Annotated in this window: 30 protein-coding genes; all 30 read right to left on the bottom strand. The window is 60.4% G+C overall.

All coding sequences use genetic code 11. The features are described from left to right. Window positions 1-128: 128 nt before the first annotated feature. On the bottom strand, window positions 129-524 hold the full coding sequence (rplQ, locus tag AC1RQF_RS21805; RefSeq protein ID WP_252984570.1) for a 50S ribosomal protein L17: 396 nt from the start codon (window positions 522-524) through the stop codon (window positions 129-131). Between the two features lie 139 nt (window positions 525-663). After that, window positions 664-1,641 carry a DNA-directed RNA polymerase subunit alpha gene (locus AC1RQF_RS21800; protein ID WP_252984569.1) on the bottom strand — a complete coding sequence of 326 codons (978 nt, stop codon included), beginning with the start codon at window positions 1,639-1,641 and terminating at the stop codon, window positions 664-666. 125 nt (window positions 1,642-1,766) lie between these two features. After that, a complete protein-coding gene (rpsD, locus tag AC1RQF_RS21795; protein WP_274000721.1) occupies window positions 1,767-2,390 on the bottom strand; it encodes a 30S ribosomal protein S4 in 624 nt (207 codons plus the stop codon). Between the two features lie 138 nt (window positions 2,391-2,528). Beyond that, the gene (gene rpsK / locus AC1RQF_RS21790) at window positions 2,529-2,930 is read right to left on the bottom strand and encodes a 30S ribosomal protein S11 (protein ID WP_010106947.1); all 402 of its coding nucleotides are present in this window, start codon (window positions 2,928-2,930) and stop codon (window positions 2,529-2,531) included. Between the two features lie 28 nt (window positions 2,931-2,958). After that, entirely contained in the window at window positions 2,959-3,324 is a 366-nt protein-coding gene (gene rpsM, locus AC1RQF_RS21785) for a 30S ribosomal protein S13 (protein WP_252984566.1), read from the bottom strand. Between the two features lie 39 nt (window positions 3,325-3,363). Further along, a complete protein-coding gene (gene rpmJ / locus AC1RQF_RS21780; RefSeq protein ID WP_004199844.1) occupies window positions 3,364-3,480 on the bottom strand; it encodes a 50S ribosomal protein L36 in 117 nt (38 codons plus the stop codon). A gap of 20 nt (window positions 3,481-3,500) precedes the next feature. Next, window positions 3,501-3,719, bottom strand: a complete 219-nt coding sequence (infA, locus tag AC1RQF_RS21775) for a translation initiation factor IF-1 (RefSeq protein ID WP_004521905.1) — start codon at window positions 3,717-3,719, stop codon at window positions 3,501-3,503. A gap of 9 nt (window positions 3,720-3,728) precedes the next feature. Next, on the bottom strand, window positions 3,729-5,075 hold the full coding sequence (gene secY / locus AC1RQF_RS21770; protein ID WP_274000719.1) for a preprotein translocase subunit SecY: 1,347 nt from the start codon (window positions 5,073-5,075) through the stop codon (window positions 3,729-3,731). 44 nt (window positions 5,076-5,119) lie between these two features. Further along, window positions 5,120-5,554, bottom strand: coding sequence for a 50S ribosomal protein L15 (rplO, locus tag AC1RQF_RS21765; protein WP_274000718.1), 435 nt, complete (start codon window positions 5,552-5,554; stop codon window positions 5,120-5,122). Between the two features lie 28 nt (window positions 5,555-5,582). Then, entirely contained in the window at window positions 5,583-5,765 is a 183-nt protein-coding gene (gene rpmD / locus AC1RQF_RS21760; RefSeq protein WP_252984564.1) for a 50S ribosomal protein L30, read from the bottom strand. Between the two features lie 15 nt (window positions 5,766-5,780). Next, window positions 5,781-6,299: a 30S ribosomal protein S5 gene (gene rpsE / locus AC1RQF_RS21755; protein WP_007180127.1), complete on the bottom strand. Its 519-nt coding sequence runs from the start codon at window positions 6,297-6,299 to the stop codon at window positions 5,781-5,783. A gap of 14 nt (window positions 6,300-6,313) precedes the next feature. After that, the gene (rplR, locus tag AC1RQF_RS21750) at window positions 6,314-6,679 is read right to left on the bottom strand and encodes a 50S ribosomal protein L18 (protein WP_006477183.1); all 366 of its coding nucleotides are present in this window, start codon (window positions 6,677-6,679) and stop codon (window positions 6,314-6,316) included. A gap of 12 nt (window positions 6,680-6,691) precedes the next feature. After that, the gene (gene rplF / locus AC1RQF_RS21745) at window positions 6,692-7,222 is read right to left on the bottom strand and encodes a 50S ribosomal protein L6 (protein ID WP_274000713.1); all 531 of its coding nucleotides are present in this window, start codon (window positions 7,220-7,222) and stop codon (window positions 6,692-6,694) included. An 18-nt stretch (window positions 7,223-7,240) separates the two neighbouring features. Continuing rightward, window positions 7,241-7,636 (bottom strand): 30S ribosomal protein S8, encoded by a 396-nt coding sequence (gene rpsH, locus AC1RQF_RS21740; protein ID WP_252984561.1) that lies wholly within the window; start codon window positions 7,634-7,636, stop codon window positions 7,241-7,243. 14 nt (window positions 7,637-7,650) lie between these two features. After that, complete coding sequence (rpsN, locus tag AC1RQF_RS21735; RefSeq protein ID WP_274000710.1) at window positions 7,651-7,956, bottom strand: 30S ribosomal protein S14; 306 nt, start codon at window positions 7,954-7,956, stop codon at window positions 7,651-7,653. A gap of 7 nt (window positions 7,957-7,963) precedes the next feature. Next, a complete protein-coding gene (gene rplE / locus AC1RQF_RS21730) occupies window positions 7,964-8,503 on the bottom strand; it encodes a 50S ribosomal protein L5 (protein ID WP_252984559.1) in 540 nt (179 codons plus the stop codon). Window positions 8,504-8,520: 17 nt separating this feature from the next. Continuing rightward, on the bottom strand, window positions 8,521-8,829 hold the full coding sequence (gene rplX, locus AC1RQF_RS21725) for a 50S ribosomal protein L24 (protein WP_252984590.1): 309 nt from the start codon (window positions 8,827-8,829) through the stop codon (window positions 8,521-8,523). A 9-nt stretch (window positions 8,830-8,838) separates the two neighbouring features. After that, window positions 8,839-9,207: a 50S ribosomal protein L14 gene (rplN, locus tag AC1RQF_RS21720; RefSeq protein ID WP_013696372.1), complete on the bottom strand. Its 369-nt coding sequence runs from the start codon at window positions 9,205-9,207 to the stop codon at window positions 8,839-8,841. Window positions 9,208-9,511: 304 nt separating this feature from the next. After that, window positions 9,512-9,784 (bottom strand): 30S ribosomal protein S17, encoded by a 273-nt coding sequence (gene rpsQ, locus AC1RQF_RS21715; protein WP_004201274.1) that lies wholly within the window; start codon window positions 9,782-9,784, stop codon window positions 9,512-9,514. Beyond that, complete coding sequence (gene rpmC, locus AC1RQF_RS21710) at window positions 9,781-9,975, bottom strand: 50S ribosomal protein L29 (protein WP_004199856.1); 195 nt, start codon at window positions 9,973-9,975, stop codon at window positions 9,781-9,783. Before rpmC ends, rpsQ begins: the two co-directional genes overlap by 4 nt. Window positions 9,976-9,984: 9 nt before the next feature. Beyond that, the gene (gene rplP, locus AC1RQF_RS21705; RefSeq protein ID WP_006029288.1) at window positions 9,985-10,401 is read right to left on the bottom strand and encodes a 50S ribosomal protein L16; all 417 of its coding nucleotides are present in this window, start codon (window positions 10,399-10,401) and stop codon (window positions 9,985-9,987) included. A gap of 2 nt (window positions 10,402-10,403) precedes the next feature. Next, on the bottom strand, window positions 10,404-11,204 hold the full coding sequence (gene rpsC, locus AC1RQF_RS21700) for a 30S ribosomal protein S3 (RefSeq protein WP_274000703.1): 801 nt from the start codon (window positions 11,202-11,204) through the stop codon (window positions 10,404-10,406). Between the two features lie 11 nt (window positions 11,205-11,215). Continuing rightward, the gene (gene rplV, locus AC1RQF_RS21695; RefSeq protein ID WP_004199272.1) at window positions 11,216-11,545 is read right to left on the bottom strand and encodes a 50S ribosomal protein L22; all 330 of its coding nucleotides are present in this window, start codon (window positions 11,543-11,545) and stop codon (window positions 11,216-11,218) included. Window positions 11,546-11,557: 12 nt separating this feature from the next. Then, a complete protein-coding gene (rpsS, locus tag AC1RQF_RS21690; RefSeq protein WP_004199273.1) occupies window positions 11,558-11,833 on the bottom strand; it encodes a 30S ribosomal protein S19 in 276 nt (91 codons plus the stop codon). Window positions 11,834-11,843: 10 nt separating this feature from the next. Next, a complete protein-coding gene (gene rplB, locus AC1RQF_RS21685) occupies window positions 11,844-12,671 on the bottom strand; it encodes a 50S ribosomal protein L2 (protein WP_274000701.1) in 828 nt (275 codons plus the stop codon). 2 nt (window positions 12,672-12,673) lie between these two features. Then, complete coding sequence (gene rplW / locus AC1RQF_RS21680) at window positions 12,674-12,988, bottom strand: 50S ribosomal protein L23 (RefSeq protein ID WP_004199275.1); 315 nt, start codon at window positions 12,986-12,988, stop codon at window positions 12,674-12,676. Next, window positions 12,985-13,605 carry a 50S ribosomal protein L4 gene (rplD, locus tag AC1RQF_RS21675; RefSeq protein WP_252988153.1) on the bottom strand — a complete coding sequence of 207 codons (621 nt, stop codon included), beginning with the start codon at window positions 13,603-13,605 and terminating at the stop codon, window positions 12,985-12,987. The genes rplW and rplD overlap by 4 nt, the downstream gene beginning before the upstream one ends. Continuing rightward, window positions 13,605-14,264: a 50S ribosomal protein L3 gene (gene rplC, locus AC1RQF_RS21670; protein ID WP_274000700.1), complete on the bottom strand. Its 660-nt coding sequence runs from the start codon at window positions 14,262-14,264 to the stop codon at window positions 13,605-13,607. Before rplC ends, rplD begins: the two co-directional genes overlap by 1 nt. 187 nt (window positions 14,265-14,451) lie before the next feature. Further along, a complete protein-coding gene (rpsJ, locus tag AC1RQF_RS21665) occupies window positions 14,452-14,763 on the bottom strand; it encodes a 30S ribosomal protein S10 (RefSeq protein WP_004199280.1) in 312 nt (103 codons plus the stop codon). Window positions 14,764-14,894: 131 nt separating this feature from the next. Continuing rightward, the coding region (locus AC1RQF_RS21660) for an EF-Tu C-terminal domain-related protein (RefSeq protein WP_492872935.1) at window positions 14,895-15,137 on the bottom strand (243 nt) is incomplete at its 5' end.

The raw sequence follows: 15,137 nt of genomic DNA, 5'->3' as shown, positions 1-15,137 counted from the left end.
CCAGCGACCTGTCGAAACGTCATATCGTAGCGCACGCGCAAGGCGTCTGCCTAAACAACGGGCACGACGCACAAACAAAAAGGGTCAAGCATGCGCTTGACCCTTTTGCAGTCCTGCCGAGGTGAAACTTATTCGGCTTCCTGGATGTTTTCCGCTTCGTCGACTTCCGGACGATCGAGCAGTTCGATCAGTGCCATCGGCGCGTTGTCGCCCACGCGGAAGCCGAACTTCAGGATGCGCAGGTAACCGCCCGGGCGGTTTGCGAAGCGCGGGCCCAGCACGTCGAACAGCTTCGCGACCGAATCACGGTCACGCAGGCGGTTGAACGCGAGGCGGCGGTTCGCCAGCGACGGCTTCTTGCCGAGCGTGATCAGCGGCTCGACGACCTTGCGGAGTTCCTTGGCCTTCGGCAGCGTCGTCTTGATGACTTCGTGCTCGATCAGCGAGTTGGACATGTTACGGAGCATAGCCAGACGGTGGCTGCTCGTGCGGTTCAGTTTCCGCAGACCATGACGATGGCGCATTTCAGTTTCCTAGATTCAAAGTTTTGATCCAGCTCTTCTATCGCACCTGCAAAGCGGTGCACGGGCCGGTAACGAAAAAAGCAAGATGCGGATTTTAAAGGAAAATCCGCATCTTGACCAGCGACTGCTACAGCCGGAATTACTTGTCGAGACCAGCCGGCGGCCAGTTTTCGAGCTTCATGCCCAGCGTGAGACCGCGGGAAGCGAGCACTTCCTTGATCTCGTTCAGCGACTTGCGGCCGAGGTTCGGCGTCTTCAGCAGCTCGTTTTCCGTGCGCTGGATCAGGTCGCCGATGTAGTAGATGTTCTCGGCCTTCAGGCAGTTCGCCGAACGAACCGTCAGCTCGAGATCGTCCACCGGACGCAGCAGGATCGGATCGATCTGCGGGGCGCGCGACGGCGCTTCCGCGGTCGTTTCCGTGCCTTCCAGCGCCGCGAACACCGACAGCTGATCGACCAGGATGCGGGCCGACTGGCGGATCGCTTCTTCCGGGGTGATCACGCCGCTCGTTTCGATGTTCATCACGAGCTTGTCGAGGTCGGTACGCTGCTCGACCCGTGCGCTTTCAACGGCGTAGCTCACGCGGCGAACCGGCGAGAACGACGCGTCCAGCACGATGCGGCCGATGATCTTGGCGGTTTCCTCGCCGTAGCGGCGCACGTTGCCCGGCACATAGCCGCGACCCTTCTCGATCTTGATCTGAACGTCGAGCTTGCCGCCCTTCGACAGATGCGCGATCACGTGATTCGGGTTGATGACTTCGCAGTCGTGCGCGAGCTCGATGTCGCCCGCGGTCACGACGCCTTCGCCTTCCTTGCGCAGCGTCACCGTGACTTCGTCGCGGTTGTGCAGCTTGAACACCACGCCCTTCAGGTTCAGCAGCAGGTTGACGACGTCCTCTTGCACACCGTCAAGCGTCGAATACTCGTGCACCACGCCCGCGATCGTCACTTCGGTCGGCGCGTAGCCCACCATCGACGACAGCAGCACGCGACGGAGCGCATTGCCCAAGGTATGGCCGTAGCCGCGTTCGAACGGCTCCATGACCACTTTCGCATGGTTCTCGCCCAGCGATTCCACGGAGATGATCTTGGGTTTCAACAAACTGGTTTGCATAGGTTTTCCTTTTCAATACCCTCGGCTCGTTACACCGATAAGGCTGACCGGTAACAACCAGAAAATAAACAGCCGAGGCCCTGCATTGCGGAACGCAACCCAGGATGCCTCGGCTATCAATCGGTTTAACGCGAATACAATTCGACGATCAGGCTTTCGTTGATATCGCCGGCGATATCACTGCGTTCCGGCACTTGCTTGAACGTGCCTTCGAACTTCTTCGCATCGACCGCCACCCAGCTCGGCAGGCCGCCCTGCTCAGCCAGCGACAGCGCTTCGACGATACGCGCCTGCTTCTTCGACTTTTCACGGATCGACACCACATCGCCCGCCTTGACTTGCAGCGACGGGATGTTCGAGACGATACCGTTCACGGTGATCGCCTTGTGGCTCACGAGCTGACGCGCTTCAGCGCGGGTCGAGCCAAAGCCCATGCGGTAGACGACGTTGTCGAGACGCGACTCGAGCAGTTGCAGCAGGTTTTCACCCGTGTTGCCCTTGCGGCGGTCGGCTTCGGCGAAGTAGCGGCGGAACTGGCGCTCGAGCACGCCGTAGATGCGCTTGACCTTCTGTTTTTCACGCAGCTGCGTGCCGTAGTCGGACGTGCGCGCACCGGAGATGCGGCCGTGCTGACCCGGCTTGCTGTCGAGCTTGCACTTGTCGGCGAGCGAGCGGCGGGCGCTCTTCAGGAAGAGATCGGTGCCTTCACGGCGGGACAACTTGGCCTTCGGGCCGGTATAACGTGCCACGTTACATTCCTTTATCTAGCATCACGCGGATCGGCTCCGCGCTAGTCCGCACCCTTTGGGGCGAACGGTGGACTTAGTCAATCAAAATGCTTCTGCCCGTCGACGCAGCGCGGCGACAGGCATCACGCCCACGCATCCTTAGATGCGGCGACGCTTCGGCGGACGGCAGCCGTTGTGCGGAATCGGGGTGACGTCCGAAATCGCGGTGATCTTGATCCCGAGACCGTGCAGTGCGCGCACTGCCGATTCGCGACCCGGGCCGGGGCCCTTGATCCGCACTTCCAGATTCTTCACGCCGTATTCCATCGCCACGCGACCGGCCGACTCGGCTGCAACCTGAGCGGCGAACGGCGTCGATTTGCGCGAGCCCTTGAAGCCCTGACCGCCCGACGTCGCCCATGCCAGCGCGTTGCCTTGGCGATCGGTGATCGTGATGATCGTGTTGTTGAACGAAGCGTGGACGTGAACCACGCCTTCCGCGACGTTCTTCTTTACCTTCTTGCGAACGCGTTGCGCCGCCGAGTTGGAAGCCTTAGCCATTACGTTTTCCTGTAACTGTCAGTGCCGCTTATTTCTTCAGCGCTTGCGCTGCGCGACGCGGACCCTTGCGGGTACGTGCGTTCGTGCGGGTGCGCTGGCCACGCATCGGCAGACCCTTACGGTGACGTACGCCGCGATAGCAGCCCAGGTCCATCAGACGCTTGATGTTCATCGTCACTTCACGGCGCAGATCGCCTTCGACGACAAACTTGCCCACTTCTTCACGCAGCTTTTCGAGGTCTGCGTCGGTCAGGTCCTTGACCTTCTTCGAGAACGCGACGCCGGAAGACACGCAGATGTCGCGTGCGCGCGTGCGACCGATACCGAAGATGGCCGTCAGGCCGATTTCGGTATGCTGGTGATTCGGGATGTTAACCCCTGCAATACGAGCCATTGTTTTTCCTCAAACAAAAAGCGCAAACAAAACGCGCGGTCAGCCTTGACGCTGCTTGTGGCGCGGATCCGAACTGCAGATCACGCGGACCACGCCCTTGCGCTTGATGATCTTGCAATTGCGGCAAATGCGCTTAACCGATGCCATCACTTTCATGATATTACCCTTTTTTCAAATCACTTCGCCCGGAACACGATCCGCGCACGCGACAGATCGTAAGGCGTCAACTCAACCGTCACCTTGTCGCCCGGCAGGATGCGGATGTAGTGCATCCGCATCTTCCCGGAGATATGCCCCAATACGACATGGCCGTTTTCCAGCTTCACACGGAAGGTCGCATTCGGAAGGTTTTCGATCACCTCTCCCTGCATCTGGATTACATCGTCCTTGGCCATATCTTTTTATCAACGCATTGGGACGTTGCCGCCCTTGAAATTGGCTTTCTTGAGCAGCGACTCATACTGTTGCGACATCACGTACGACTGCACCTGCGCCATGAAGTCCATCGTGACGACGACAATGATCAGCAGCGACGTTCCACCAAAATAAAACGGCACATTCCAGCGCAGCACCAGGAATTCCGGCAGCAGACACACGAAGACGATGTAGATCGCACCGGCCAGCGTCAGACGCGTGAGGATGCGGTCGATATATCGCGCGGTCTGGTCGCCCGGGCGAATGCCAGGAACGAACGCGCCGCTCTTCTTCAGGTTGTCCGCGGTTTCTCTGCTGTTGAACACCAGCGCGGTGTAGAAGAAGCAGAAAAACACGATTGCCAGCGTGTACAGCAGCACATACACCGGCTGGCCCGGCTTCAGTGCTTCCGCCACGTTGTGCAGCGTGTCGGAGAACCAGCTCTTGCGTTCACCCGAGCTGAACCAGCTCAGGATCGTTGCCGGGAACAGGATGATCGACGATGCGAAGATCGGCGGAATCACGCCCGACATGTTCAACTTCAGCGGCAGGTGCGACGACTGCCCGCCGTAGATCTTGTTGCCGACCTGGCGCTTCGCGTAGTTCACGAGGATCTTGCGCTGACCGCGTTCGATGAACACGACCAGGTAAGTCACCGCGGCGATCAGGACGACGATGATGATCGCCGAAATGATGCTCATCGAACCCGTACGCACCAGCTCGAACAAACCACCCACGGCATTCGGGAACCCTGCCGCGATCCCGCCGAAGATGATGATCGAGATGCCGTTGCCCAGACCCCGTTCAGTGATCTGCTCACCCAGCCACATCAGGAACATCGTGCCCGTCACCAGCGTAACCACCGTGGTGAGCCGGAACACCATGCCGGGATCGGTGACGAGCCCAGGCTGATTCTCCAATGCGGCGGCAATGCCGAATGCCTGGAAGGTCGCGAGCACCACGGTGAACACCCGCGTGTACTGCGTGATCTTCCGTTGTCCGGCCTGCCCTTCCTTCTTCAGCGCTTCCAGCTGCGGCGAGACGATCGCCAGCAACTGCATGATGATCGACGCCGAGATGTACGGCATGATCCCCAGCGCGAAGATCGTGAAGCGGGACAGCGCGCCACCCGAGAACATGTTGAACATGCCCAGGATGCCGCCCGCCTGACTCTGGAACAGCTTCGCCAGTTCATCAGGATCGATGCCCGGCACCGGGATATGCGCGCCGATACGGTAGACGATCAGCGCCAGCAGCAAGAACATTGCACGCCGGCGCAGATCGCCGAACTTCGCCGTGCTTCGACCGGGTTTTGCGAGACTCGGGCTGTTAGCCAAGTACCTTCTCCGATGCAAATGCTAGTGACGGCACGCTAGGCGTGTCACTCGGCAAACGAACCGCCGGCCGCTTCGATCGCGGCGCGCGCACCCTTGGTGGCGCCGAGACCCTTCACGACGATCTTGCGCTTCAGTTCGCCCGTGGCGATGATCTTCGCGCTCTTCGTCAGCTCGCCGACCAGGCCGGCTTGCTTCAGTGCGAGCAGATCGACTTCATCGACCGGCAGCTTTTCGAGGTCGGAGAGGCGCACTTGACCGACGAATTCCTTCGTCAGCGACGTGAAGCCACGCTTCGGCAGACGACGCTGCAGAGGCATCTGACCGCCTTCGAAGCCGACCTTGTGGAAGCCGCCCGAACGCGATTTCTGACCCTTGTGACCACGGCCAGCCGTCTTGCCGAGGCCCGAACCGATGCCGCGGCCGACGCGGCGCTTCGCATGCTTCGCGCCTTCTGCCGGCTTCAGGTTATTCAATTCCATATCAACTCCTTGATCCGTAGTCGGACGCTTAATCGATGACCTTAACGAGGTACGAGACCTTGTTGATCATGCCGCGCACCGCCGGCGTATCCTGAAGCTCGCTGACCGAATTGAGGCGACGCAGACCCAGACCGCGCACGGTGGCGCGGTGCGTTTCGCGGGTCCCAATCAGGCTCTTCACGAGCTGAACCTTGACAGTTTTTTCAGACATGGTGACCACCCGGGCTTAGCCCAAAATATCTTCGACGGACTTGCCGCGCTTCGCCGCGATGTCGCCCGGGGTGGACTGCTTGCGCAGGCCGTCGAGCGTCGCACGGACGAGGTTGTACGGGTTCGTCGAACCGTGGCTCTTCGCCACGACGTTCTGCACGCCCATCACGTCGAACACTGCGCGCATCGGGCCGCCGGCGATCACGCCGGTACCGTCCTTCGCCGGAGCGAGGAGGACCGCGGACGCGCCGTGCTTACCATGCACTTCGTGCTGCAGCGTGCCGTTCTTGAGCGGCACCTTGAACATGTTGCGGCGCGCCTGTTCCATCGCTTTCTGGACAGCGACCGGCACTTCCTTCGCCTTGCCCTTGCCCATACCGATCCGGCCATCGCCGTCGCCGACCACGGTCAGTGCGGCGAAGCCGAGAATCCGGCCACCCTTCACGACCTTGGTCACGCGGTTGACCGAAATCATCTTTTCGCGAAGGCCGTCGTCGCGCTCGTCAGCCTGAACTTTCGCTTGCATCTTTGCCATGACGAATTCCTTCCTTAGAACTTGAGCCCAGCTTCACGAGCTGCCTCGGCCAGCGCCTTGACGCGGCCGTGGTAGCGGAAGCCCGAGCGATCGAAGGCGACGGATTCGATGCCGGCGGCCTTTGCCTTCTCGGCAATACGCTTGCCGATCAGCGTCGCGGCGTTAACATTGCCGCCCTTGCCCGACTTGTCGGCGAGCTCGGCGCGCACTTCCGCCTCGAGCGTCGACGCGCTGGCGAGCACCTTGGTGCCGCAGGGCGAGAACACTTGAGCGTAGATGTGCGTATTCGTGCGATGCACGGCGAGACGCGCGACCTGCAGCTCAGCGATCTTGATACGCGTCTGGCGAGCGCGGCGCAGGCGAGATTGAGTCTTATCCATGATTGCGCACCCTTACTTCTTCTTCGTTTCTTTGAGGATCACAACCTCGTCGGAATAGCGCACGCCCTTGCCCTTGTAAGGCTCCGGCGGACGGTAGCCGCGCACTTCCGCAGCTACTTGACCGACTTGTTGCTTGTTGATCCCCTTGATCACGATTTCGGTTTGCGTCGGGGTTTCAGCCTTGACGCCTTCCGGCATCTGGTGCACCACCGGGTGCGAGAAACCCAGCGACAGGTTCAGCTTGTCGCCTTGCGCCTGCGCACGATAACCGACGCCAACCAGCGTCAGCTTGCGCTCGAAACCCTTGGTCACGCCGTGCACGGCATTCGCGATGATCGCGCGCATCGTGCCCGACAGTGCATTTGCTTCGCGGCTGTCGTCGACCGGCGACAGGTTCAGCGTGCCGTCGTTGTTCGCCACGTTCACGAGCGGGTTCACCGCTTGCGTGATGGTGCCCAGCGGGCCCTTGACGGTAATCGAACCGTCGGCCAGCTTGACTTCCGCGCCTTGCAGCGCGATCGGGCTCTTACCTACTCGAGACATGTTCCTCTCTCCTTTCGGTTAAGCGACGTAGCAGATGACTTCGCCGCCGACGCCCGTAGCGCGCGCCTTGCGGTCGGTCATCACGCCCTTCGGCGTCGACACGATCGCCACACCGAGGCCATTCATGACCTGCGGAATGTCGTTGCGGCCGCGGTACACGCGCAGGCCCGGCTTCGACACGCGCTCGAGGCGTTCGATGACCGGACGGCCAGCGTAGTACTTCAGCGCGATGTTCAGCTCGGACTTGGCGCCTTCGCTCTTCACCGCGAAATCGTCGATGTAACCTTCGTCCTTCAGGACTTGTGCGATTGCAACCTTGACCTTCGACGAGGGCATCGCGACCGATACTTTCTCGACCATCTGCGCGTTGCGGATGCGAGTCAGCATATCGGCGATAGGATCACTCATGCTCATTTACGTTTCTCCTATTACCAGCTCGCCTTGGTCAGGCCAGGAATCTCGCCACGGAATGCGATTTCACGAATCTTGTTACGCGCGAGGCCGAATTTGCGGAACGTGCCACGCGGACGGCCCGTGATCGCGCAGCGGTTGCGCTGGCGGGTCGGGTTTGCGTTGCGGGGCAGTTGCTGCAGCTCCAGGCGTGCTTCGTAGCGCTCTTCTTCCGACTTGCTTTGGTCGTCGATGGTCGCCTTCAGCGCTTCGCGCTTCGCTGCGAACTTCGCGACCAGGCGGGCGCGCTTCTTTTCACGTTCGATCAGTGCCAGTTTAGCCACGGTAACCTCAGTTTCTGAACGGGAACTTGAAGCTGGCGAGCAGGGCCTTGGCTTCGTCGTCGGTCTTCGCGGTCGTCGTGATGCTGATGTTCAGCCCACGCAGCGCGTCGATCTTGTCGTAATCGATTTCGGGGAAAATGATCTGCTCTTTCACACCGATGTTGTAGTTGCCACGGCCGTCGAATGCACGACCCGACACGCCACGGAAGTCGCGCACGCGGGGCAGCGCAACAGTCACGAAACGGTCGAGGAATTCGTACATCGCCTGGCCACGCAGCGTCACCATCGCGCCGACCGGATAGCCTTCACGAATCTTGAAGCCTGCGATCGCCTTGCGAGCCTTCGTCACGACAGGCTTCTGGCCTGCGATCTTCGCGAGGTCGCCGACGGCGTGCTCGATCACCTTCTTGTCAGCGACGGCTTCGCCAAGACCCATGTTCAGGGTGATCTTGGTGAGGCGCGGCACTTCCATGACCGACTTGTAGCCGAACTTCTCGATCAGGCCCGGAACAACCTTCTCTTTGTAAAACTCTTGAAAACGTGCCATTTCTATACTCCGCAGCGTCAAGCGCTCAGCACAGCACCGGTCGTCTTCAGGAAGCGTACTTTCTTGCCTTCCTCGACCTTGATGCCAACCCGCGAAGCCTTGCCGTTCGCGTCGACCAGTGCGACGTTCGAAATACGGATCGGCATCGTCTTCGCTTCCACGCCGCCCGTCGTACCCTTCATCGGGTTCGGCTTCACATGCTTCTTGACGAGGTTGATACCTTCAACCGTCACATGCTCGGCGCCAACAGCCAACACGACGCCGCGCTTGCCCTTGTCCTTGCCGGTGATGACGATGACTTCGTCACCCTTGCGAATCTTGTTCATCGCGACTCCTTACAGCACTTCCGGCGCCAGCGAAACGATCTTCATGAATCGTTCGCTACGCAGCTCACGCGTGACCGGCCCGAAGATACGGGTGCCGATCGGCTCAAGCTTGTTATTCAAAAGCACAGCGGCGTTGCCGTCGAACTTGATCAGCGAACCGTCTTGACGACGCACGCCCTTGGCGGTGCGAACCACCACGGCGTTGTAGATTTCGCCTTTCTTCACGCGCCCGCGCGGCGTTGCCTCTTTGACAGTCACCTTGATGATGTCGCCAATGCTGGCATAACGACGCTTCGAGCCGCCGAGCACCTTGATGCACATGACTTCACGTGCACCCGTGTTGTCGGCCACTTCAAGCCGAGATTCGGTCTGGATCATGGTTTGTCTTTCCCAACTTAATCCGTACGCACCACCATGGCGCATGCGGTCAGTCTTGGTCCCGTCAGCCAACGGCTGCTTGGGTTTGAACAGCAGCGACGGCTAACGAAACCCGCCATCGCAAATCGGTGAATCCTTCGGAACAGGCAGAACGCCTATCCGCTTCCCCCACCAGTAACTTCGCCCGCGACGGGGCTCCCTTAAAGAGGGAAGACCGGGATTATAACAAATAACCCCGGCCACGCAAGCAAAAACTTTGCGATTTCAAGTACTTCTACTGCCTTGCAGCGGTTCCGCCTGGTGCTTAGATCACGCGGGCTGCTTCGACGAGGCGCGACACGGCCCAGGCCTTCGTCTTCGAAACAGGACGGGTTTCCTGGATTTCGACGAGATCGCCTTCGTTGTACGTGTTCGCTTCATCGTGCGCGTGGTACTTCTTCGAGCGCACGACATACTTGCCGTAGATCGGATGCTTGACGCGGTGCTCGACCAGCACGGTAACGGTCTTGTCCATCTTGTTGCTGACGACCTTACCGACCAGCGTCCGCTTCAGCGAGGTTTTCACGCTATCGTTCATTTCTGGTTCGCCTTCTGAGTCAGGACGGTCCGCACACGTGCGATGTCGCGACGAACCTTCTTCAGCTGGCTCGTGTTCGTGAGCTGCTGGGTCGCGAGTTGCATGCGCAGGCCGAATTGCGCCTTCAACAGGTCCGACAGCTCCTTGTTGAGCGCGGCCTGATCTTTCTGGAGAAGTTCGGAAGCCTTCATATTTTCTCCTTAGGCGCCGAGCTGACGCACGATGAACGTCGTCTTCAGCGGCAGCTTCGCTGCGGCCAGACGGAACGCCTCACGCGCCAGTTCTTCGGTTACGCCATCCATTTCGTACAGCATCTTGCCCGGTTGAATCTCGGCGACGTAGTACTCAGGGTTACCCTTACCGTTACCCATCCGCACTTCTGCCGGCTTCTGCGAAATCGGCTTGTCCGGGAAGATACGGATCCAGATGCGGCCGCCACGCTTGATGTGACGCGTCATGGCACGACGCGCCGCTTCAATTTGACGCGCGGTCAAACGGCCGCGACCGACAGCCTTCAGGCCGAACTCACCGAACGACACGGCGTTGCCGCGCGTCGCGATACCGGTGTTACGACCTTTTTGCTCTTTGCGATACTTCCTGCGTTTCGGTTGCAGCATCGTTATTCTCCAGTCTTGCCGTCTTCCGGCTTGCCGGCAGCGCGGCGCGGTGCGCCACGGCGAGCACCCGGAGCGCCGCCTTCACCGTCACGACGCGGACGACGATCGCCCGGACGCGCGTTGCGGCGGGGACGCTTGTCCTCGGCCACTTCTTCCACGACCGGCGCATCGTTGCGGCCGAGCGTGTCGCCCTTGTACACCCACACCTTGACGCCGATGATGCCGTAGGTCGTCTTCGCTTCCGAGGTTGCGTAGTCGATGTCGGCACGCAGCGTGTGAAGGGGCACGCGACCTTCGCGATACCACTCCGTACGGGCGATTTCGATACCGTTCAGACGGCCGGCGCTCATGATCTTGATGCCCTGGGCACCCAGACGCATCGCGTTCTGCATCGCGCGCTTCATCGCGCGGCGGAACATGATCCGGCGCTCGAGCTGTTGCGTGATCGAATCGGCGATCAGCTGCGCATCGGTTTCAGGCTTGCGGATCTCTTCGATGTTGACGTGAACCGGAACGCCCATGCGGCGTTGCAGTTCCGTCTTCAGCTGTTCGATATCCTCACCCTTCTTGCCGATGACGACGCCCGGACGCGAGCTGTAAATCGTGATGCGCGCGTTCTTCGCCGGACGCTCGATGACGACGCGACCGACCGAAGCGTTCTTCAGCTTCTTCTTCAGGTATTCGCGAACACCAATGTCTTCCTGCAACATCGCCGCGAAATTGTTGTTGTTCGCGTACCAACGCGACGCCCAATTACGGCTGACGGCCAAACGGAAGCCAGTCGGATGAATTTTCTGTCCCATCGTATGACCCCTTAATTCCCGACCGTCACAGTGATGTGACAGGATTGCTTCTCGATGCGGTTACCGCGGCCCTTGGCGCGCGCGGTAAAACGCTTGAGCGACGCAGCCTTGTCGACGTAGATGCTCTTGATCTTGAGCTCGTCGATGTCCGCGCCCTCGTTGTGCTCCGCATTCGCGATCGCCGACAGCACAACCTTCTTCACGATGCCAGCCGCTTTCTTCGGCGAGAACGTCAGAACGTTCAGCGCCTTGTCGACCGGCAAACCGCGGATCTGGTCAGCCACAAGGCGCGTTTTCTGCGCCGAGATGCGGGCACCGCGATGAATTGCTTTCACTTCCATCTTGATTGCCCCTTATTTCTTGGCCTTCTTGTCGGCCGCGTGACCCTTGAACGTCCGGGTCAGTGCGAACTCGCCAAGCTTGTGGCCGACCATGTTTTCCGAGATGTACACCGGAACGTGTTGACGGCCGTTATGAACGGCGATCGTCAGACCGATGAAATCCGGGAGGATCGTCGAACGACGCGACCAGGTCTTGATCGGCTTTTTGTCGCGCGAAGCTGCAGCCGCCTCAACTTTCTTCAGCAAATGGGCGTCGCAGAACGGACCTTTTTTAACAGAACGTGCCATTGCCTACTCCTTAACGCTTGTGACGGCGCTGGACGATCATCGTCGTCGTGCGCTTGTTGCGGCGAGTGCGGAAGCCCTTCGCCGGCGTGCCCCACGGGCTCACCGGATCGCGACCGGCCGCGGTCTTGCCTTCACCACCACCGTGCGGGTGATCGATCGGGTTCATCGCAACGCCGCGCACCGTCGGGCGGATACCGCGCCAGCGGTTCGCGCCTGCCTTGCCGATCTGGCGGAGGCTGTGCTCTTCGTTGCCGACTTCACCGATCGTCGCGCGGCACTCGATGTGCACACGACGAATTTCACCCGAACGCAGGCGGACCTGCGCGTACACGCCTTCACGCGCCAACAGCATCGCCGAGGTACCGGCCGAACGCGCCATCTGCGCACCCTTGCCCGGCAGCATCTCGATGCAGTGAATCGTCGTACCGACCGGGATGTTGCGGATCGGCAGCGTGTTGCCCGCGCGGATCGGAGCTTCCGAACCCGACACGATCTGCTGGCCGACCGTCATGCCCTTCGATGCGATGATGTAGCTGCGCTCGCCGTCCGCGTACACGATCAGCGCGATGTTCGCGCTACGGTTCGGGTCGTACTCGAGGCGCTCCACCTTCGCCGGGATGCCGTCCTTGATGCGACGGAAATCGACGATACGATAGTGTTGCTTGTGACCACCGCCCTTGTGGCGGGTGGTGATGCGGCCGTTGTTGTTACGGCCGGCGGTCGAGCTCTGCGAGTCGAGCAGCGCCGCGTGCGGCTTGCCCTTGTGCAGATCCTTGTTGACCACCTTGACCATCGCGCGGCGACCCGGCGAAGTCGGTTTAACTTTAACGATTGCCATGATTACTTGGCCTCCGCTTCAAAGTTGATTTCCTGGCCGGGCTTCAGGCACACGTAGGCCTTCTTCACGTCCTTGCGGCGGCCCATCGAACGGCCGAAGCGCTTTTGCTTGCCCTTCTGGACCAGCACGTTGACGGAATCAACTTCAACCTTGAACAGCAGCTCGACGGCCGCCTTCACTTCCTGCTTCGTGGCATCCGGCGCGACTTCGAACACGACTTGCTCGTTCTTGTCGGCGACCAGCGTCGCCTTCTCGGAAATCACCGGTGCGAGCAGGACCTGCATCAAACGATGATCGTTCTTGCGAATCTCGCTCATGACAGCAACTCCTCGATCTGGGCGACCGCAGCCTTCGTGACCAGCACTTTCTTGAAGTAGATCAGCGACAGCGGGTCAGCGTAGCGCGGCTCGACAACTGCCACGTGCGGCAGGTTGCGCGACGCGAGGTACAGGTTCTCGTCAACCGTGTCGGTGATGATCAGCACGGATTCGAGGCCCATGGCCTTGAATTTTTCAGCCAACAGCTTGGTCTTCGGTGCTTCGAGGATGATGTCCTCGACGACCGACAGGCGGCCTTCGCGAGCCAACTGCGAGAAGATCGAGCAGAGACCTGCGCGATGCATCTTCTTGTTGACCTTGTGCGAGAAGTTTTCTTCGGGCGAGTTCGGGAAAATCCGACCACCGCCACGCCACAGCGGGCTCGACGACATACCGGCACGAGCACGGCCCGTACCCTTCTGGCGCCACGGCTTCTTGGTCGTGTGCTTGACTTGCTCACGATCCTTCTGCGCGCGGTTGCCCTGGCGGGCGTTCGCCTGGTAAGCCACCACGACCTGGTGGATCAGCGCTTCGTTGTAGTCACGGCCGAACACGACGTCCGATGCATTGACCACCGAACCTTCCTGACCATTGGCATTCAGGAGCTTCAGTTCCATTATTTCGCCCCCTTCACGGCACGCGTCTTCACGGCCGGCGTCACGAAAACCTTACCGCCCTTCGCGCCCGGCACTGCGCCCTTGACCAGCAGCAGCTTGCGCTCGGCGTCGATACGCGCGATTTCGAGGTTCTGCACCGTCACCGTCTCGTCACCCATGTGGCCCGTCATGCGCTTACCCGGGAACACACGACCCGGATCCTGCGCCATACCGATCGAGCCCGGCACGTTGTGCGAGCGCGAGTTACCGTGCGTGGCACGGCCGGAGGCGAAGTTGTAACGCTTGATCGTACCGGCATAGCCCTTACCGATCGACACGCCTTGCACGTCGACCTTCTGGCCTACTTCGAAGAGATCAGGACCGACCACGGCGCCGTTCGACAGCTCGGCAGCCTTGGCCGCATCGATGCGGAATTCTTTGAGGACTTCACCGGCTTCGACGCCGGCTTTGGCGAGATGACCTGCCAGCGGCTTCACCACGCGCGAGGCGCGGCGCGAACCGAATGCAACCTGCACGGCCGTGTAGCCGTCGGTTTCAACAGTCTTGATCTGCGTCACGCGGTTGTCCGACACGTCCAGCACGGTGACGGGAATCGAATCCCCTTCAGCCGTGAAAATACGGGTCATGCCAACCTTGCGACCTACGAGTCCAAGGCTCATCGTTTTCTCCATTCCCGACTGCGATTGGTCGGGGCTAATTTACAAAACGCCGGGGCCCGCGAGAACGCGCGCCAACCAGCTTTTTACGCAAATACGCGAAAAGCCTAGCATTATAGCAAGGCCTTTCGATTTTCGCAAGCAATCAAAGACTTAGCGCCGTCCGCAGGGGCGGGCAGCGCGCCAGCCCTTACTGCAGCTTGATCTCCACGTCGACGCCTGCCGGCAGATCGAGCTTCATCAGCGCGTCAACCGTCTTGTCGGTCGGGTCGACGATGTCCATCAGGCGCTGGTGGGTACGGATTTCGAGCTGATCGCGCGACGTCTTGTTGACGTGCGGCGAACGCAGGATGTCGAAACGCTGGATACGGGTCGGCAGCGGCACCGGGCCACGGACGATTGCACCGGTCCGCTTGGCCGTGTCGACGATTTCGGCAGCCGATTGATCGATCAGACGATAGTCGAAAGCCTTCAGGCGGATGCGGATTTTTTGTTGCTGCATGTCGATTCCTTGAAAAGAGCAAGGCGGTGTTGCGCCGCCGGGTCACGAAAAGAACATGGGGTCGGGCGTGCGCTGAGAGCGCGCGCCCGACCCCGGGCGCTGCATATTACTACAAAAGCCGATCGCCGATTTTACTCGAGGACCTTGGCAACGACGCCGGCGCCGACGGTACGGCCGCCTTCGCGGATTGCGAAGCGCAGACCTTCTTCCATCGCGATCGGCGCGATCAGCTTCACCGTGATCGACACGTTGTCGCCCGGCATCACCATTTCCTTGTCCTTCGGCAGCTCGATCGAGCCCGTCACGTCCGTCGTACGGAAGTAGAACTGCGGACGGTAGTTGTTGAAGAACGGCGTGTGGCGGCCGCCTTCGTC

It is taken from the genome of Burkholderia sp. GW821-FHT14F03, assembly GCF_058803765.1.
Note: the sequence above shows the minus strand (reverse complement) of the source record. Positions and strands in the feature narration are given on the sequence as shown.

Excerpts from the sequence above, each read along its gene's own strand:
- rpsQ (WP_004201274.1), bottom strand. The coding sequence starts at position 9,784 with ATGAACGATAGCGTGAAAACCTCGCTGAAGCGGACGCTGGTCGGTAAG.
- rplE (WP_252984559.1), bottom strand. The coding sequence starts at position 8,503 with ATGGCACGTTTTCAAGAGTTTTACAAAGAGAAGGTTGTTCCGGGCCTG.
- rpmD (WP_252984564.1), bottom strand. The coding sequence starts at position 5,765 with ATGTCTGAAAAAACTGTCAAGGTTCAGCTCGTGAAGAGCCTGATTGGG.
- rplP (WP_006029288.1), bottom strand. The coding sequence starts at position 10,401 with ATGCTGCAACCGAAACGCAGGAAGTATCGCAAAGAGCAAAAAGGTCGT.
- rplC (WP_274000700.1), bottom strand. The coding sequence starts at position 14,264 with ATGAGCCTTGGACTCGTAGGTCGCAAGGTTGGCATGACCCGTATTTTC.
- rplO (WP_274000718.1), bottom strand. The coding sequence starts at position 5,554 with ATGGAATTGAATAACCTGAAGCCGGCAGAAGGCGCGAAGCATGCGAAG.
- rplD (WP_252988153.1), bottom strand. The coding sequence starts at position 13,605 with ATGGAACTGAAGCTCCTGAATGCCAATGGTCAGGAAGGTTCGGTGGTC.
- rpmJ (WP_004199844.1), bottom strand. The coding sequence starts at position 3,480 with ATGAAAGTGATGGCATCGGTTAAGCGCATTTGCCGCAATTGCAAGATC.
- infA (WP_004521905.1), bottom strand. The coding sequence starts at position 3,719 with ATGGCCAAGGACGATGTAATCCAGATGCAGGGAGAGGTGATCGAAAAC.
- rpsM (WP_252984566.1), bottom strand. The coding sequence starts at position 3,324 with ATGGCTCGTATTGCAGGGGTTAACATCCCGAATCACCAGCATACCGAA.
- rpsE (WP_007180127.1), bottom strand. The coding sequence starts at position 6,299 with ATGGCAAAGATGCAAGCGAAAGTTCAGGCTGACGAGCGCGACGACGGC.
- rpsH (WP_252984561.1), bottom strand. The coding sequence starts at position 7,636 with ATGAGCATGAGTGATCCTATCGCCGATATGCTGACTCGCATCCGCAAC.
- rpsC (WP_274000703.1), bottom strand. The coding sequence starts at position 11,204 with ATGGGACAGAAAATTCATCCGACTGGCTTCCGTTTGGCCGTCAGCCGT.
- rplB (WP_274000701.1), bottom strand. The coding sequence starts at position 12,671 with ATGGCAATCGTTAAAGTTAAACCGACTTCGCCGGGTCGCCGCGCGATG.
- rplV (WP_004199272.1), bottom strand. The coding sequence starts at position 11,545 with ATGGAAGTGAAAGCAATTCATCGCGGTGCCCGCATCTCGGCGCAGAAA.
- rplX (WP_252984590.1), bottom strand. The coding sequence starts at position 8,829 with ATGAACAAGATTCGCAAGGGTGACGAAGTCATCGTCATCACCGGCAAG.
- rpsK (WP_010106947.1), bottom strand. The coding sequence starts at position 2,930 with ATGGCTAAGGCTTCCAACTCGGCGGCGCAACGCGTTCGCAAGAAGGTA.
- rpsS (WP_004199273.1), bottom strand. The coding sequence starts at position 11,833 with ATGGCACGTTCTGTTAAAAAAGGTCCGTTCTGCGACGCCCATTTGCTG.
- rplR (WP_006477183.1), bottom strand. The coding sequence starts at position 6,679 with ATGGATAAGACTCAATCTCGCCTGCGCCGCGCTCGCCAGACGCGTATC.
- rplF (WP_274000713.1), bottom strand. The coding sequence starts at position 7,222 with ATGTCTCGAGTAGGTAAGAGCCCGATCGCGCTGCAAGGCGCGGAAGTC.
- AC1RQF_RS21800 (WP_252984569.1), bottom strand. The coding sequence starts at position 1,641 with ATGCAAACCAGTTTGTTGAAACCCAAGATCATCTCCGTGGAATCGCTG.
- rplQ (WP_252984570.1), bottom strand. The coding sequence starts at position 524 with ATGCGCCATCGTCATGGTCTGCGGAAACTGAACCGCACGAGCAGCCAC.
- rpsJ (WP_004199280.1), bottom strand. The coding sequence starts at position 14,763 with ATGCAGCAACAAAAAATCCGCATCCGCCTGAAGGCTTTCGACTATCGT.
- rplW (WP_004199275.1), bottom strand. The coding sequence starts at position 12,988 with ATGAGCGAGATTCGCAAGAACGATCATCGTTTGATGCAGGTCCTGCTC.
- rpmC (WP_004199856.1), bottom strand. The coding sequence starts at position 9,975 with ATGAAGGCTTCCGAACTTCTCCAGAAAGATCAGGCCGCGCTCAACAAG.
- rplN (WP_013696372.1), bottom strand. The coding sequence starts at position 9,207 with ATGATCCAGACCGAATCTCGGCTTGAAGTGGCCGACAACACGGGTGCA.